The sequence below is a fragment of the Geodermatophilus siccatus genome, from assembly GCF_900103785.1.
In the GTDB taxonomy this organism is placed as follows: Bacteria; Actinomycetota; Actinomycetes; order Mycobacteriales; family Geodermatophilaceae; genus Geodermatophilus; species Geodermatophilus siccatus.
This window is the reverse complement of record NZ_FNHE01000002.1, coordinates 276,128-292,154: the sequence shown is the minus strand read 5'-3', so window position 1 is coordinate 292,154 and position 16,027 is coordinate 276,128. Positions and strand designations below refer to the sequence as shown.

Here is a 16,027-nt window from a genome sequence, read left to right as displayed (position 1 = left end):
AGCGGCCGAGAGGAGACACTCCCGGGCAGGAACGCGTGCGAGCGGTGCCTCGTGCGGGACCGTGCCCCGGGCCCCGCTCCGGTGCGCCGGATCTCGGTCCGAGGAGGATCCATGGTCACGACCGCGAGAGCCATCACGGCCGCCACTCGGAGCCGGCCAGCAGCCGATTCGCCGAGCTGAGTGGCCTTGTGTCGGTGCAGCTCGGCGACGGGCGGCATGGGGAGGGCCAGCGTCCGCTGGTTCCGGCGGGTGCTGGGTGACGTGACCCCGTCGGCCGAACACCTCCAGACTCGGCCCATGTGGGGTCGTGTGACTGCGTCGGTGGCGGCGGTGTTCGTGGTGGCGGCGGCGATGACTCCCGCCCCGGACATGGCCGCCGTGCGGGCCGTGCCGGTGGACGTGCACTGGATCGTGGAGTGCGACCAGGTCGGCACGGCGCACATCGACCCGATCCTGAACCCGGGCGGGTCGTGGCCACATCTGCACACGTTCGGGGGCAACCCCGCGGTGCACGCGTCGTCGACGGCCGGCCAGTTGTTCGAGGGTGGCTCGGGGTGCAAGGACTCGGCGGACCGGTCGGCGTACTGGCAGCCGACGTTGGTGGACGAGGCCGGTCAGCCGGTGGTGCCGGAGTCGTTCCGCGCCTACTACCGGGCGGGTGAGGTGAACCCACAGCTGATCGAGCCGGCACCGTTCGGTCTGCGTCTGGTGGCGGGGGATCCGATGGCGACGTCGCGGCAACCGCTGGACATCGACTACCTGTGCTTGGGGACGTCGTATGCGCTGGTGAGCTCCGTCCACGACACCGCGGCGGACTGTGGGCCGGGGGAGTTCCTGCGGTCGGATGTCCAGTTCCCGCAGTGCTGGGACGGGGTGAACCTGTGGCTGGAGGGGGTGGCGCACATGGCGTACCCGCGGGGCGGTGAGTGCCCGGCGTCGCATCCGGTGGCGATCCCGCAGCTGTCGCTGGAGTCCTCGTACGCGGAGGGGTCGACGTACGAGGGGATGGAGTTCGAGGGCGGGCTGTCGCCGTACGGGCTGCACGCGGACGCGATCCTGGCGTGGGACCCGGGGGAGATGCAGACGTTGGTGGAGGGGTGTCTGAACGCGGGCCGGGTGTGCGGGGACGTGACCGATGACGTGCGGCCGTTCTCGGGTGCGGATCGGCGGGGGACGTTGCCGCTGCCGACGGTGCCCGACCTGCCGACGACCGGGTCGGCATCGACCGGGCACGGGTAGTACGCGACCACCCCGAGCGGGAGTCGGAGTTGCCGCGGCGACGGCGCCAGGACGTGCCCGGTGATCGGTCAACCACATCTCCCCGGGTGTACGTGTCCACGGAGGACAAGACGCAGCTGCGCGCCCTGGCGGCGGCGCATGGGACATCACGATCCCCTTGGACGCCGGCCGCGCCCCGGTGGGTGAGGGCCTCGCGCACCGGCTGGACCTGGTCGACGCCGTCCCGGCGCAGGGGCGCGGTGATCGCCGGGGCCTGCCGGTCCGAGGGACCGCCCGCGCCGTCCCCGATCGGCGGGACGGCATCAACCAGCAGGAGGAGATGGCCGACGTCGTTGCGGTTGTCTCCCGTCAGGCTGACCGCGAGCGGAATGCCATCGGCATCGCAGATCAGGTGGTGCTTGGAGCCCGGCCGGCCGCGGTCGACCGGCGACGGGCCGACGTGGTCCCCCTCTCGAGGGCTCGCACATGGGAGCCGTCGACCGCGCAGCGGTCCAGGTTCAGTCCACCGAGGGCGCGCAGCTGGTTCCAGGTGATCCCGGTCTTGAGCACGAACACGATGCCGGCCAGCGCGGCCCGGTCATCGATCGGCCGGCGGCCCGGATGGCGGTAGCGACGGGGCTTGGGCGGTGGAGGCAGCGGGGCGATCCGCGCCCACAGCCCGTCACAGCCTCGGCAGGCCGACCTGAACCCCGCGGAGGGCACGCCGATCTCATCTTGGATTGATCTCTGAGCCGCAGCGCCAGGGGACTCAGCGTTCTCGCGACGAGGCGCATGAGTTGCCGTCGACACCCCCACGTCACCGCGAGGACCCGGGCGGTCTCGCCCGGCTCGGTGAGAATGGGCCACGAAGCTGATGGCTCGATGCAGCGGTCGTCCCGGCATGCGCCCGGAGACGACCGTGGAGGGCGGCACCGACACGGCGGTGTTCGCAACCCATCGGGATCACTTCCTGCTCCCCGCGCTCTGCGGCGCCGCGTCACCGGGGGTCATGACAGCCGGCGCGCCCTCACGCCCTCGAGGATGCTGTTGGGTGAGTTCGTCGGGATGATCCGGGCGAGTTCCAGGCCGGCGGCGGCGAACAGGTCGGCGAACTCAGCCTCGGTCCGGATGCCTGCTCCCGGATGCTGCAGCAGCATGAGGACGTCGAACGTCTTGGCGGGGCTCGGCTCGTTGCCCACGGGCAGCACCATCTCGACGGCCAGCACCTTGCCGTCAACGGGCATGGCGGCTGCGCATCTGCGCAAGACTGCGGTCGCGGTTTCGTCGCTCAAGGTCATCAGGGTGCGTTTGATCATGTAGGCGTCGGCGCCGGAGGGCACGCCGTGCAGCATGTCGCCGCCGATGACCTCGCAGCGGGACATGAGCCGGGCCTCGTCGAGCGGGATGGGATGCCTGACCACGTCGGGCAGGTCGAACAGGATGCCGCGCAGTGAGGGATGAGCCCCCAAGATCGCGGCCAGCGTGGCGCCTTGCCCGCCGCCCACGTCGGCGAGCACCCGGAACGGTGAGAAGTCGTAAGCGGCAAGGACAGCGGCGTTGTGCAACTCGGACTGTCGGCTCATCCAGCGCTGGAACGGGGCCGCGAACTCCGGGTGCTCGGCCATGTAGTCCCACACGGTCACGCCGTGCAGCCGGGGAAACGCCGGCTGGCCACTGCGCACCGTCTCCAGCAACGTGCCGATGACCTCCCACAGCTCGGGAGAGCCGAGATAGAGGGCCCAGTCCCGGACCGACTCCGGTCCCTCCCGGCGCAGGCACCGGCCGAGCGGGGTGAGGGCGAACCGTCCGTCCGGTTGTTCGCGGAAGACGCCGGTCCCAGCGAGCAGCCGCAACAGCCGGTACAGCGCGCCGGGATGCGCGCCGGCCGCCGTCGCAAGGTCGGGAACGCTGCGCGGCCCGGCAGCCAGTTCGTCGGCGACGCCCAGATCGGCGGCCACGTAGAGGGCCTGCACGGTCAGGACGCCGCTGAGCATCCGCAGCATTTGCACCGCCGGCTCTTCGGATGAAGCGGCGGCATCCATCGTGGTCACCTGCTCTCAGCCCGAAGGCTGCCAAGTGTGCGCCGGTCGGCTTCCTCCGGGTGTCCGGCGACGCTGAGTCATCGGGGTGGAGGTGAGCCGGCAGACCGCTGCGCCGTCGGCCAGGCGAGCTGATCACGCAGCGTGGGACCGAGCAGCCGCCCGCGGCTCGGGTGCGCGGGAGGGGAGACTGTCGCCGCAGGAGGCCGGCGGCGGGACGGGGGTGGGGCACGGCGCGGCGGTTCGGGGGGCGCTGGCCGCGGGTCCACGGGTTCTGCCGCGGCACTCCTGTCGTCGTGCAGGCCGCCGCCGCGCCGGGTCGCCGCGGTCAGCTACAGCGAGCAAGCCCGAAACGCAGATCGTACGAATCGATGTAGGCGCGGACATCTGCATTCAGGTCAGCGCGGGTGATCCCGATGGCGATCGAGATGTCCAGCGGCAGTGGCTGACCGGGACGTTGGATAGAGGGCGGAACAGTGACGGTCGGGATGAGGTCCGTGCGCTCCCCAGTGGTGTTGTTCGTCGACGGCAGCGCGAAGCCGCCCAGCGTCGACTCAGTGGTGACCGCGGCGGTCGCGTGCGTCGGAACACTCACTCCGACAACGCCGCTGGTCACGCTGCCGTTGACTTCGGTGAGCCGGTAGCCGCAAGCCGGTCGGACGGAGGCGCGTACCTGGCAGTGCAGGGTGCTCTGCAACGGTTCTTCGCCGGGGCGCAGTTCGATCCCGAGACCCTCCACCACCAGGGCGAAGTCCCAGCCGTCGGACGAGCTGCCGGCCTGCTGGAAGAAGAAGGACGGGGAGGTGAGGCTTCCCGGCTCCGCTGTGATGCGGAGATGATCGAGCGTGACGAGCGGCTGGTCGTCAGGCAACTGCGAGGCATCCAGCGCCGCGCCAGCGGTGGGCCGCTCGCTGGATGGCGTGCCGGCACGGTCGGTGGTCGTGGTCATGGTCCGTCCCCAATCGTGGTGGATGTCGGAGCGGTGCTCGGCGACGCCCAGAGCCTGGGCACGAGACGTAGCGCTACGGTGGCGGCCCCATGGCGGAAGTGTTGCGGTGCGTCGGCACTGCGACACGGGACTGCCTGAGGAGCTGGTCGTGGGGCCACGAAGCCCCGGGCAGTCGCGGGTCGTCGATCTGGACTCCGGCCTGGACTGGTCCGCGACACGGCCCTGTGCACGGCAACCTGGACGGCCCCCCCGTCGACCCGAGCGGTTCTCCCGACGGTTCCAGGCGCTGGTCGGCCACGCCCGCAGAGCGCCAGGCGAGGAGCAGCTGCCGGTCATCCGGCTGCACGACCTCTGGCCCATGCACGCGCCCCTGCTGCTGGCCGCCGGCGTGCCGGTCAAGGTCGTCTGCGAGCGCCTCGGTCACGCCAGCGCCACGATCACGCTCACCGTCTGCCAGCACGTGCACCCCGGCATGGGCCGCGAGGCGGCCGACCGCTCCGCCGCACTGCTCGAGGGCTGATCCGAGACGCGGAGTATCACGCGGGTATCACGAGGCCCTCCGGGGCCCTACAGCAAGACACCCCGGGCTCCTGACCTGCAGGAACACCGGGGTGAGGCTGTGTCCGAGGGGCGACACGCTACATACGCACACGGCTGTCGCGATGTGAGAATTGACCTGCCCCATCCATTCGACAAGCCAACCGAAACGGAGAGAAGCCGTTCATCCCGAGCTCTGATGACACGCGGTGTGCGTCATCAGGGTTCGATCCGCCGGCGATCCTGAGCCCGACGGGCGGCTCGTCAGAGGCCGGTGTCGTACAACCCGTGGTAGTAGCCCGACAGCCGGTCCTGGAAGCGGGCCGCCCGCATCGCCGCGCGCGTGACGTCCGGCGCGTCCTCGATCTCCTTGCGGGTGCGGTCCACGAAGACGACTCTCTTCTCGGGATCCATCCGTTCCACCGTGAAGGCCGGAAGAATGACCTGGTGGTCCGGGTGCCAGTCACCGGTGTCGATGACCAGATAACTGGCACTCACCTTGTTGGTCGCCTTGTCCACGACACCGATCGAACCATCGCGCCCCCTCACCTCGAAACCGGAGAGGTCTACATCCCCGGCGGAGACGGGCCGAAAGTCGCGAAAACTCCAGACGTCCGCGGTCATCGCCTTTCCTTTCCGTTGGGAATTCTCCTCTCGTGGTCGTGGGTCGACAAGACCCTCGGCCTCCGCTGATCACAATGTGGCGTGTTGCGAGCAGGCCTCAGCCGTCCAACCGACGTGGAGGAGCGATGCCCGGCACGCCCGTCCTCCAGCTCGGGACCGGTCGAGTGACTGCCGGGGGAAGGGCAGGGGAGAGTCCCGTCACGGGACCGGTGGGCCGGACAGCGCACACATCGCTCGTCGACATCAAGGCCATGACGGTCCTGCTGACTGACGGCTGCTCTCCGCCCTGCGCCAGTCAGCATGGCCGTGCTGGACCGCTGGCTGCGCCGGTGACCGGCAGGTGCATGAGGCGTTCGCTTCGATCCCGCTCACCTGGGCCCAGGAGTGCGCGGTCGACGAGGAGCGGCTGAACCCCACCGGGGGGGCGCGATCGGGCTGGGACACACTCTGCCGCTGGCGGCGCCCGGTGATGACCACCATGGTTGACCAGGTGCGCGGCACCAGGATCCCGCTACGGCTTGCAGGTTCTGTGCGAACGCGGTGGCATGGCCAACACCACGCTCGTCGAGTTGCCCTGGACGATGGCGTCGAGCGAGCTCAGCGCAAGAGTGGGGACAAGCGTGACGACGTGCGCCGAGGAGTACCGCGAGCTGGCGGCGGAAACCTCCGGAGGAGCGGGCACGGGGCATCCGGGAGTGCGTCGCCAGAGCCCGGGACGCCTGGTCTCCGAGCTCGCCCAGCCGAGGACCAACGAGTGCGACGGGCTGACCACCCCGTCGAGCTGCTGGACGTCTCGATCCGCGAGGAGGACCGGGTCGCCGCGACCAGGGGTCACGGGACGGCCGCACATGTCGTGCTGGCACGCCCGCGGCTCGGGGAACGAGACGGACGACGAGCGGGACGTGGTCCCGAGCTACGAGAGGAACGAGGGTGGAGATCGTGACCGACGGAAACGAGACTGCAGGGCTGCGAGTGGACCCCGCTCTGCGGGACTTCGTGGCCGACGAGCTGCTCGTCGGCCTCGACCTGGAGCCGGCGTGGTTCTGGTCGACCGTCGCCGAGCTGCACGGGCGGTTCGCCGGGCGGGTCGAGCAGCTGCTGCGCCGCCGGGACGAGCTGCAGGAGCGCATCGACGGCTGGCACCGCGAGCACGGGACCGGTGACGTCGAGGCGCTGGAGGCGTTCCTCACCGACATCGGCTACCTGCTGCCGCTGGAGGAGCCCGCCGTCCGCGTGGAGCGCGTGGACCGCGAGATCGCGGAGGTGCCCGGCCCGCAGCTGGTGGTGCCGGCGACCGTGTCGCGGTACGCGCTCAACGCCGCGAACGCCCGCTGGGGGTCGCTGTTCGACGCGCTCTACGGCACCGACGCGCTGCCGACGGAGCACCAGCCGGCACCGGGCTACGACGAGCGCCGCGGTGCCCAGGTCATCACCGAGGCCGACCGCCTGCTCGACCGCTTCTTCCCGCTGGTCGAGGGCAGCCACGCCGACGTCGTCGCCTACCGGGTGCCCTCGGCGGGCGAGCTGGCCGTCGAGACGGGGTCGGGGACCACCGGCCTGGCCGACCCGGCCCAGTTCGCCGGCCACCGGCCCGGCGACGGCGACCGGCCGGCCGCGGTCCTGCTGCGCCGGCACGGGCTGCACCTGGAGCTGACGATCGACCCCTCGACCCGGGTGGGCGCCCAGCACCACGCCGGGGTGTCCGACGCCGTGCTGGAGTCCGCGGTGACCACCATCGTCGACCTGGAGGACTCGGTCGCCACGGTCGACGGGCCGGACAAGGTGGGCGCCTACCGGACCTGGCTCGGGCTGCGCACCGGAGAGCTGACCGCGTCGTTCAGCAAGGGCGGGCGCACCGTGACCCGCACCGTCCACGGCGACCGCAGCTACGTCGGGGTCGACGGCCAGGAGCTGACCCTGCCCGGCCGGGCGCTGCTGCTCGTGCGCAACGTGGGGCACCACATGCGGCTGGACGCCGTCCGCACCGCCGACGGCGAGCCGCTGCTGGAGGAGGTGCTCGACGCCCTCGTCTCCGCGGTTGCCGCGCTGCACGAGCTGCGCGGCCACGCCCGGGTCTCCAACACCCGGACGGGCAGCGTGTACATCGTCAAGCCCAAGATGCACGGCCCCGACGAGGTGGCCCTGTCCGTGGAGCTGCTGGCCGCCGTGGAGGAGGCGCTCGGCCTGGAGCCGACGACCCTCAAGATCGGGATCATGGACGAGGAGAAGCGCACCTCGACCAACCTGGAGGCCTGCATCGCCCGCGCGGCCGACCGGGTCATCTTCATCAACACCGGGTTCCTCGACCGCACCGGCGACGAGATCCACACCGACTTCGAGGCCGGGCCGGTGGTCCGCAAGGACGACCAGCGGTCGCAGACCTGGCTGAGGACCTACGAGGACCGCAACGTCGACGTGGCGCTGCGCGCCGGCTTCGCCGGGCAGGCGCAGATCGGCAAGGGCATGTGGGCCAAGCCCGCTGCCATGCGGGAGATGCTCGACACCAAGGGCGCGCACCCCAGGGCCGGGGCGAACACCGCCTGGGTGCCCTCGCCGACCGCGGCGACGCTGCACGCGCTGCACTACCTGGAGACCGACGTGCTCGCGGTGCAGGAGCAGACCAGGAAGCGCCCGCTGGCCGACCGGCGGGGCCTGCTCGTGGCCCCGGTGCTGCCCGACGGCGGCGCCGGCCTGACCGACGAGGAGAAGCGGCACGAGCTGGAGACCAACGCGCAGTCCATCCTGGGGTACGTCGTGCGCTGGGTCGGCCTGGGGATCGGCTGCTCGACCGTGCCCGACCTGGAGGGCGTGGGCCTGATGGAGGACCGCGCGACCCTGCGGATCTCCAGCCAGCAGATCGCGAACTGGCTGCACCACGGGCTGGTGGACGAGGCCCAGGTCCGCGAGACCTTCGCCCGGATGGCCGCCGTGGTCGACGAGCAGAACGCCGGCGAGCCGGGTTACCAGCCGATGTGCGCCGACCTCGACGGCAGCCCGTCCTTCCAGGCCGCGCTGGACCTGGTCTTCTCCGGACGCCGGGAACCCAACGGCTACACCGAGCGGGCGCTGACGACATGGCGGCAGCGGGCCAAGGCGACGGCCGGCAGCGGCGAGGAGCCGCGGACCCGGGAGGCCGTCCTCGACGACAGTGCACCGAGTCCGGCCTCCTGAACCGGTCCCACGCCAGACGACCCCAGACGGGGAGTGCCTGACCATCGACCTGCGGACGGCCCGCACGGTCGGCGGGGATTGGCGGGCGTCCGCGCAAGGCCTGGAGCCGCTGACCGTCGTGGTCCTCGACGCCTGTGGGCAGGTCCTCGACGAAGAGGTTCGAGACCGCGTCGGCCACGGCCCACGGGCGCTCGCTCTCGGCATGGTCCCGGGCGCTCATGGCCAGGGCCGAGCAGCAGCCCTACTCGATCGCCGTGGCGACCGCGGCCGTCAGCGGTTCGCTGATCCCGGTCCCTGGCGGCGTGCTCGTCCAGGACCCGGCCGGACCCTGCTCGGCGCCGTGGGTTCCTCCGGTGAAACGTCCGACAACGACGAGGGTTGCCGCCGTGGCCGGCATCGAGGTGGCCGGTCGGTGGGCGCAGCCGGACCGAGCGGACCCGCAGGTGCACGTACGGCGACAGGCGCCCGCCTCGATGGGAGGAAGACCCCGACCCCGGCTCTGACCACGCCACGGGCGGCGAGCCGATCCGGGGACACCAGGGTCCGTCCAGACAGAGAACGGGCGTGTCCGACGACTGCGTCCTCCTTCGCCGTGCTCCACGAAGCGGGTCAGGTCTGCGGTGCCCCGGCGCCGCGACGACCAGCGCTGGGCTGGGCCTCACGCTGCCGCGTGGCCATGTCCTTGCAGCGGGAGGAGCTACGCGCAGGCGGACTCGCGCTCGCCCCCGTGGCACCATTGCCGGCACGACGTGCCCTTGGACATCGGCGTTCGCAGGAGCGGAGATGACTCGCTATCTCGTCGTCGCACACGAGACGGTCACTAATCCGGAATTGCTCGATCAGGTTCGCGCCGTCCGAGAACAGGATGCAGAGGCGGAGTTCGTGCTGCTCGTACCGGCGACGCCGGTGCGGCACCTGCTGTTCCGGCGGGGCGACGAGCACGACGCCGAGGTCGCGGCCCGCAAGCTCGCAGACCGGGCCAGGGCACTCTTCGCCAAGAGGGGGGTGCCGCTCAGCGACGTCCGGGTAGGCGCGCCCGATCCGGTCGCGGCGATCGACGGGGAGGTGGAGGTGGACCCGGGGTACGCCGGGTTCATCATCTCCACGTTGCCGGAGGAGAAGTCCCGTTGGCTGCGGATGGACCTGCCTCGCACGGTCCGGTCAAAGTACGGCCTCCCCGTCTACCACGTCGTGGCCCCCCAGGACTTCTCGCTCGGCGATCTGCCCTGACCGTGGCCGCGCCACGGCGAGCGCTGCCGCCGATCCCGACGAACACTCACCCGGGGGCATCCGGACCAGCCCGCACGGTCCGCCGACGTCGACCCCCTGCTGTTCGAGGAGTTCCACCATGGCCTTGGCGAACTCCGGGAACGTCGGTCGTCGATGCAGGTCACGAACAGGGCGACCCTCGCGGGGCTTCCTCGTCGAGCACGTGGTGGAAGATGCGCGTCGGGTCGCTCCATCAGGTCACGGCAGCATCCAGGACAGGACATTGGACTGCAGGAAGATCAGCACGCAGAGCACGAAGATCAGGCCGATGCTCCAGAAGATCGTCTTGCGGAACAGGTCGGCCTCCCGCCCGACGATGCCCACGGCCGTCGCCGCGATCGTCAGGTTCTGCGGGCTGATCATCTTGCCCACGACGCCGCCCGAGGTGTTGGCGGCGACGAGCAGGGTCGGGTCGAGCCCGGCCTCCTGGGCCGCGGTCTGCTGCAGGGTCGCGAAGAGGGCGTTGGCCGAGGTGTCGGAACCGGTGACGGCGGTGCCCAGCCAGCCGAGGATGGGTGAGAGGAACGCGAACGCCGCGCCGGTGCCCGCGATCCAGGTGCCGATGGTGATCGTCTGACCGGAGAGGTTCATCACGTAGGCCAAGGCGAGCACCATGGCCACGGTCAGGAAGGCCCAGCGCAGCTTGACGGCGGTGGCCACCAGCTCGCGCAGGGCCCGCCCGAGCGGCACGCGGTAGACCAGCGCGACGATGAACCCGCAGATCAGCAACAGCGAGCCCGGCGACGACAACCACTGGAAGTTGTAAACCGTGGAGGTCACCGGCGTGCCCGCGGCGCTGAGCACGTTCTGGTCCAGGCCCGGCCACGGGATCTTGACGTCACGGCCGACCAGGAAGCTCGACAGCGGCGTCCACAGCTTCGCCAGCGAGAACACCACGATCACCAGCAGGTACGGGAAGAACGCCATCAGCACCTTGCCACGGGTGAGGCCCGCAGCGTGCTCGGCGAGCGCCTCCTGCTGCGTCTGCGTCTGCACGCCTGCACCCGCCGCCGTCACGGAGCCGGCCTCCCGCCGGTCCTGCGGGCCGGCCACCTCGGTCTCGTGCTCCCTGTGCAGTCGCGCCGCGGCCTCCTCGCCACCCCGCGGGGTCCACACCTTGAGCGTGACGACCGCGGCGACGAGGCCGGCGAGCGCGGCGACGATGTCGGTGAGCTCGACGGACAGGTAGTTGGCGGCCACGAACTGGCCGACCGCGAACGTCACACCGACGGACAGCGCCACCGGCCAGGTCTCCCGCAGCCCGCGCTTGCCGTCGACGAGCAACACCAGCAGCGCCGGCACGATGAACGCGAGCAACGGCGTCTGGCGGCCGACGTAGGCGCCGATTTCGGCGTACGGGATACCCGTCAGAGTGCCCGCGGTGATGATCGGGGTGCCGATCGCGCCGAACGCGACAGGCGCGGTGTTGGCCAGAAGCACCACCACGGCCGCGCGGACCGCGGAGAAGCCGAGCGCCATGAGCATCACACCTGTGATCGCGACCGGAGCGCCGAAGCCCGCGAGCGCCTCGAGCAGCCCGCCGAAGCAGAACGCGATGATGATCGCCTGCACCCGCGGGTCGTCGGAGATCAGGTGGAATGCGGCGCGCAGGTCCTCGAACCGCCCGCTGACCACCGTGACCTGGTAGAGCCAGATCGCGGTGAAGACGATCCACATGATCGGGAACAGGCCGAACACCGCCCCCTGCGTGGCCGACAGGAGCGCGAGGCCCACCGGCATGCCGTACGCGGCGACGGCCACGATGATCGCGACGACGAGCGACGCGAGGCCGGCCCAGTGCGCCTTCCACCGCAGAGCCCCGAGCAGGACGAAGATCGTCAGCAACGGGAGGAGCGCGACGAGCGCTGAGACGGTGACGCTGCCGAGTGGGGCGAGTTCCTGCTGGAACATGAGGTCTCCCGGGCGGTGTCGATAGTGACATGCAACTCGGTTCAACCAGCAGGAAGGACTTACCGCATAGCTGGCCGAAGAGCCACCTGAGCCCGACAGCCCGTCTGGTGCCCCGTCGCCACCACGAGAGCCGGAGCAGGTCGAGGCCCTGAGGTGCGGCGACAGGAGTCTGTCCCGCAGCACAGGACATCGGACTGCTGGGATTCTGCGACGGCGCTGGAGGGGCTGAGCCGGCGCGCGGAGTATCACCCAGGTATCACGGGGGCCTCAGGAGCCCCGACACCAGAACACCCCGGGCTCCTGACCTGCAGGAGCACCGGGGTGAGGCTGTGTCCGAGGGGGGACTTGAACCCCCACGCCCGATAAAGGGCACTAGCACCTCAAGCTAGCGCGTCTGCCATTCCGCCACCCGGACAGGTGAGCCGCTCTCGCGAGCGTCGGGAGTCAGCATAACCGAGCCTCGGCCAGGGTCTGCAGACCCCCGGTGGCACGATCGTCGGCATGTCAGAGACGACTCCCGCGCCCCTGTCCCGAGCCCAGGACGAGGTCGCGGAGCTGCTGTCCGACCTCATCCGCATCGACACGACCAACACCGGGGACACCGCCACGGGCAAGGGCGAGCGGGCAGCGGCCGAGTGGGTCGCCGGCAAGCTCGGCGAGGTCGGCATCCCGTCGGTCATCCACGAGTCCGAGCGGGGGAGGGCCAGCCTGGTCGCCCGCATCGAGGGCCAGGACAGCAGCCGCCCGGCGCTGCTGGTGCACGGCCACCTGGACGTCGTCCCCGCCGACCCGGCCGAGTGGAGCGTGCACCCGTTCTCCGGCGAGGAGCGCGACGGCTACGTCTGGGGCCGCGGCGCGGTCGACATGAAGGACATGGACGCGATGACTCTCGCGCTCGTGCGCGACTGGGCCCGCACGGGGGTCCGGCCGCCGCGGGACGTCGTCCTGGCCTTCGTCGCCGACGAGGAGGCGGGCGGGAAGCTCGGCGCCCGCTACCTCGTCGAGGAGCACCCCGACCTGTTCGACGGCTGCACCGAGGCGATCAGCGAGGTCGGCGGCTTCAGCATCACCGTCCGCGACGACCTGCGCCTCTACCTCGTCCAGACGGCGGAGAAGGGCCTGGCCTGGATGCGGCTCACCGCGGGCGGGAGACCCGGCCACGGCTCGTTCGTCCACGACGACAACGCCGTCACGCGGCTCTGCTCGGCCGTCGCCCGGCTCGGCTCGGCCCGGCTGCCCACCACGCTCACCCCGCCGATGCGCTCGTTCCTCGCCGCGGTCGAGGACGCCTACGGCATCGAGATCGACCCCGACGAGCCCGAGCAGGCCCTGGCGCGGCTGGGCAGCATCAGCCGGATGATCGGCGCGGCCCTGCGCAACACGGTCAACCCGACGATGCTCGAGGCCGGCTACAAGGCCAACGTCATCCCGGGCACCGCCAGCGCCACCGTCGACGGCCGCTTCCTCTACGGGCAGGAGGAGGAGTTCGAGCGGCAGCTGGCCGGCCTCATCGGCGAGGGCGTGCAGCGCGAGTGGCTGGTGCACGACCAGGCCGTGGAGACGACGTTCGACGGCCCGCTGGTCGACGCGATGGTGGCCGCGCTCAGGGCCGAGGACGACGGCGCCCGCCCGGTGCCGTTCACCATGAGCGGCGGCACCGACGCCAAGAGCTTCGAGCGGCTGGGCATGCGCTGCTTCGGCTTCTCCCCGCTGCGGCTGCCCCCGGACCTGGACTTCGCCTCGCTGTTCCACGGCATCGACGAGCGGGTGCCGGTGGAGTCGCTCCGCTTCGGCATCCGGGTGCTCGACCGGTTCCTGCGCGCCTGCTGACGCCGCTCAGGCCGCGGCGCGCAGCGCGGCCAGCAGGGCGGCGACGCCGGGCACCCGCCGGGCGTCCGGGCGCGCCAGCGTCTCGACCACCCGGCCGTCGACGTCGGGCAGGTCGACGGTGGCCACCCCGGGCTGCGTGCTCGCCGCCAGGGCCCAGCTCGGCAGCAGTGCCACGCCGAGCCCCTGGGCCACGAGGCCCTGCACGACGACGTGGTCGTCGGTGGCGAAGCGGACGTCCGGGGTGAAGCCGGCCCGGCGCGCGCAGCGCAGCAGGTGACCGCGGCAGCGCACGCACCCGGCTATCCACGGCTGGTCGCGCAGGTCGGCCAGTGTCGTGGGCAGCGGCTCCCCCGCCCGGACGACGGCCACCACCGGGTGGCGCGCCAGCGGCTCGCGCAGCAGGTCACCGGGGACGGCGTCCTCGTCGTCCTCGTGGCGGAACACCAGCGCCAGGTCCGCCGCGCCGCTGCGCACCGCCGCCTCGGCCTCCGGCGGTTCCTCCTCGGTGAAGCGCACCTGCAGGGCCGGCGCCCGCTCCCGCAGCGCGACCAGCGCGGACGGCAGCAGGACCGCCGCGGCCGTCGGGAAGGCCGACAGCCGCACCGTGCCCGCGGCCAGGCCGGTCAGCGCCGCGATCTCCTGCTCGGCCGCGGCCAGCCGGTCGGCGACCCCCTCGGCGTGCCGCAGCAGGACCCGGCCGGCCTCGGTCAGCGCCACGCCCCGGCCCTGGCGCAGGACGAGGGCCGTGCCGATCTCGCGCTCCAGCTGCCGTACCTGCTGGCTCACCGCCGGCTGCGTCCAGCCCAGCGCGCGGGCCGCCCCGGCCAGCGACCCGGCGCGGGCCACCTCGCGGAAGACGAGCACCCGGCGGGGATCCACGGCACATATCCAAGCAGCGCTTGGGTCAGGACGTCGACATCCCGGCCTGGACGGCACCCTCCCCGGGGGCGAGCCTGGGCGCATGAGGACCATCGGGCTGCTGGGCGGGATGAGCTGGGAGTCGACGGCGCTGTACTACCGCATCGCCAACGAGCTGGTGCGGGACCGGCTGGGCGGGCTGGCCAGCGCGTCGCTGCTGGTGCGCAGCCTGGACTTCCGCGTCGTCCGGGAGTGCCAGCTGGAGGACCGCTGGGACGACGCGGCCGCGCTGCTGGCCGCCGAGGCGCGAGCGCTGGAGTCCGCCGGTGCCGAGCTGGTGCTGCTGTGCACCAACTACATGCACCGGACGGCGCCGGCGATCGAGGCGGCCCTGAGCGTGCCGTTCCTGCACATCGCCGACCCGGTGGCCGCCGCCGCGCCCGGCCCCACGATCGGCCTGCTCGGCACGGCGGGCACCGTGCGGGCGCCGTTCCTCCGCGAGCGCCTGGGCGCTGCGGGGCTCAGCGTGCTCGTACCGCCGGAGGACGACGTCGACCGCGTGGACGCGGCCATCTTCGACGAGCTGTGCCGGGGCGTGCTCTCCGACGCCACCCGCGCCGACCTGCGCGCCGTCATCCGCCGGCTGGCCGCGCGGGGCGCGGACGCCGTGGCGCTGTGCTGCACCGAGCTCGAGCTGCTGCTCGGCGCCGGGGACAGCCCGGTGCCGCTGCTGCCCTCGGCCCGGCTGCACGTGACCGCGGCCGTCGACGCCGCGCTCGCCCCGCGGCCGGCCGTGGTCTGATGGCCGGGTGACCGCTGCCGCTCCCGCTCCCCGTCCCGGATCCGTCGCGCTCATCACCGGGGGGACCGGCGGCTTCGGCCGCGCCCTCGCCGCCAAGCTGGGGGAGCGGGCGGTCACCGTCGTCCTCGCCGACCTCGACAGCGAGCGCAACCGGCAGGTCGCCGCCGACCTGGGTGCGGAGTTCGAGGTCCTCGACGTCACCGACCGGGCGGCCAACGTCGCGCTCGTCGAGCGCATCGAGGCCCGGCACGGCCGGCTCGACGCCGCCTACCTCAACGCCGGCATCTCCGCGGCCAAGTCCGACGACGAGCTCGACCTCGACGAGTTCCTGCGGGTGGTCGACGTCGACCTGTTCGGCGTCGTCTACGGCGCGGTGGCCGCCCGCCCGGCGATCAAGCGGGCCGGCGGCGGCGCGATCGTCGTCACGGCGTCCCTGGCCGGCCTCTCGCCGATGGCCACCGACCCCGGCTACAGCGTCGCCAAGGGCGGCGCGATCGCCTTCGTCCGGTCGATGGCCCCGCGCCTGGCGCGCGAGGGGACGACGATCACCGCGATCTGCCCGGGCTTCGCCGACACCGCGATCATCGACCGGATCCGCGACCAGTTCACCCAGGCCGGTTTCCCGGTGCTGTCGGCCGAGGAGGTGGCCGACGCGATGGTCGCGGCCTGGACGTCGGGCGAGCCGGGCGCGGCCTACGTCGTCCAGCCCGGCGTCGGCACGGTGCCCTACCGGTTCAAGGGCGTGCCCAGCGCCAAGACCGCCGGCGGTGAGACGGCCGTCGTCCCGGAGGCGCTGCGCCCGCCGTCGATGCGGTGAGC

At 72.0% G+C, this 16,027-nt stretch carries 12 protein-coding genes, 1 tRNA gene and 1 pseudogene; 7 read left to right on the top strand and 7 right to left on the bottom strand.

Annotated elements, in window-relative coordinates; translation table 11 throughout:
- The first annotated feature begins 297 nt into the window (after positions 1–297).
- Positions 298–1,239: a DUF1996 domain-containing protein gene (locus BLS21_RS04660; RefSeq protein WP_175479418.1), complete on the top strand. Its 942-nt coding sequence runs from the start codon at positions 298–300 to the stop codon at positions 1,237–1,239.
- 234 nt (positions 1,240–1,473) lie between these two features.
- On the opposite strand, the pseudogene BLS21_RS04655 reads toward BLS21_RS04660, so the two are convergent.
- The 3 genes and pseudogenes from BLS21_RS04655 to BLS21_RS04645 all read right to left on the bottom strand — a co-directional run.
- Positions 1,474–1,941: pseudogene (locus BLS21_RS04655) on the bottom strand (transposase); the annotation flags it as partial.
- A gap of 284 nt (positions 1,942–2,225) precedes the next feature.
- Positions 2,226–3,260 carry a methyltransferase gene (locus BLS21_RS04650; RefSeq protein ID WP_139177014.1) on the bottom strand — a complete coding sequence of 345 codons (1,035 nt, stop codon included), beginning with the start codon at positions 3,258–3,260 and terminating at the stop codon, positions 2,226–2,228.
- 325 nt (positions 3,261–3,585) lie between these two features.
- Positions 3,586–4,206: a hypothetical protein gene (locus tag BLS21_RS04645; protein WP_091214452.1), complete on the bottom strand. Its 621-nt coding sequence runs from the start codon at positions 4,204–4,206 to the stop codon at positions 3,586–3,588.
- A 358-nt stretch (positions 4,207–4,564) separates the two neighbouring features.
- Between BLS21_RS04645 and BLS21_RS24985 the strand changes: the two genes are divergently transcribed.
- Complete coding sequence (locus tag BLS21_RS24985) at positions 4,565–4,726, top strand: site-specific integrase (protein WP_175479417.1); 162 nt, start codon at positions 4,565–4,567, stop codon at positions 4,724–4,726.
- 281 nt (positions 4,727–5,007) lie between these two features.
- Here the strand turns inward: BLS21_RS24985 and BLS21_RS04640 are convergent, their stop codons facing one another.
- Entirely contained in the window at positions 5,008–5,367 is a 360-nt protein-coding gene (locus BLS21_RS04640; RefSeq protein WP_091214450.1) for a hypothetical protein, read from the bottom strand.
- A gap of 939 nt (positions 5,368–6,306) precedes the next feature.
- Here BLS21_RS04640 and BLS21_RS04630 point away from each other — a divergent pair.
- Together BLS21_RS04630 and BLS21_RS04620 are read left to right on the top strand one after the other, a co-directional pair.
- Complete coding sequence (locus tag BLS21_RS04630; protein WP_091215107.1) at positions 6,307–8,538, top strand: malate synthase G; 2,232 nt, start codon at positions 6,307–6,309, stop codon at positions 8,536–8,538.
- A 783-nt stretch (positions 8,539–9,321) separates the two neighbouring features.
- Positions 9,322–9,768, top strand: coding sequence for a hypothetical protein (locus BLS21_RS04620; protein ID WP_091214444.1), 447 nt, complete (start codon positions 9,322–9,324; stop codon positions 9,766–9,768).
- Between the two features lie 237 nt (positions 9,769–10,005).
- Here the strand turns inward: BLS21_RS04620 and BLS21_RS04615 are convergent, their stop codons facing one another.
- Both BLS21_RS04615 and BLS21_RS04610 read right to left on the bottom strand, forming a co-directional pair.
- Complete coding sequence (locus BLS21_RS04615) at positions 10,006–11,901, bottom strand: L-lactate permease (RefSeq protein ID WP_245700061.1); 1,896 nt, start codon at positions 11,899–11,901, stop codon at positions 10,006–10,008.
- Between the two features lie 147 nt (positions 11,902–12,048).
- Positions 12,049–12,133: transfer RNA gene (locus tag BLS21_RS04610), tRNA-Leu, on the bottom strand.
- Positions 12,134–12,219: 86 nt separating this feature from the next.
- Between BLS21_RS04610 and BLS21_RS04605 the strand changes: the two genes are divergently transcribed.
- A complete protein-coding gene (locus tag BLS21_RS04605) occupies positions 12,220–13,548 on the top strand; it encodes a M20/M25/M40 family metallo-hydrolase (protein WP_091214436.1) in 1,329 nt (442 codons plus the stop codon).
- A 6-nt stretch (positions 13,549–13,554) separates the two neighbouring features.
- Here the strand turns inward: BLS21_RS04605 and BLS21_RS04600 are convergent, their stop codons facing one another.
- Positions 13,555–14,427, bottom strand: a complete 873-nt coding sequence (locus BLS21_RS04600) for a LysR family transcriptional regulator (RefSeq protein ID WP_091214433.1) — start codon at positions 14,425–14,427, stop codon at positions 13,555–13,557.
- An 82-nt stretch (positions 14,428–14,509) separates the two neighbouring features.
- Between BLS21_RS04600 and BLS21_RS04595 the strand changes: the two genes are divergently transcribed.
- Positions 14,510–15,208, top strand: coding sequence for an aspartate/glutamate racemase family protein (locus BLS21_RS04595; protein ID WP_091214430.1), 699 nt, complete (start codon positions 14,510–14,512; stop codon positions 15,206–15,208).
- 7 nt (positions 15,209–15,215) lie between these two features.
- Entirely contained in the window at positions 15,216–16,025 is an 810-nt protein-coding gene (locus BLS21_RS04590) for an SDR family oxidoreductase (protein WP_091214427.1), read from the top strand.
- Positions 16,026–16,027: the final 2 nt, after the last annotated feature.

Coding starts and splice junctions, on each gene's coding strand:
- BLS21_RS04595 (WP_091214430.1), top strand. CDS start 14,510: ATGAGGACCATCGGGCTGCTGGGCGGGATGAGCTGGGAGTCGACGGCG.
- BLS21_RS04660 (WP_175479418.1), top strand. CDS start 298: ATGTGGGGTCGTGTGACTGCGTCGGTGGCGGCGGTGTTCGTGGTGGCG.
- BLS21_RS04645 (WP_091214452.1), bottom strand. CDS start 4,206: ATGACCACGACCACCGACCGTGCCGGCACGCCATCCAGCGAGCGGCCC.
- BLS21_RS04605 (WP_091214436.1), top strand. CDS start 12,220: ATGTCAGAGACGACTCCCGCGCCCCTGTCCCGAGCCCAGGACGAGGTC.
- BLS21_RS04650 (WP_139177014.1), bottom strand. CDS start 3,260: ATGGATGCCGCCGCTTCATCCGAAGAGCCGGCGGTGCAAATGCTGCGG.
- BLS21_RS04640 (WP_091214450.1), bottom strand. CDS start 5,367: ATGACCGCGGACGTCTGGAGTTTTCGCGACTTTCGGCCCGTCTCCGCC.
- BLS21_RS04620 (WP_091214444.1), top strand. CDS start 9,322: ATGACTCGCTATCTCGTCGTCGCACACGAGACGGTCACTAATCCGGAA.
- BLS21_RS24985 (WP_175479417.1), top strand. CDS start 4,565: ATGCACGCGCCCCTGCTGCTGGCCGCCGGCGTGCCGGTCAAGGTCGTC.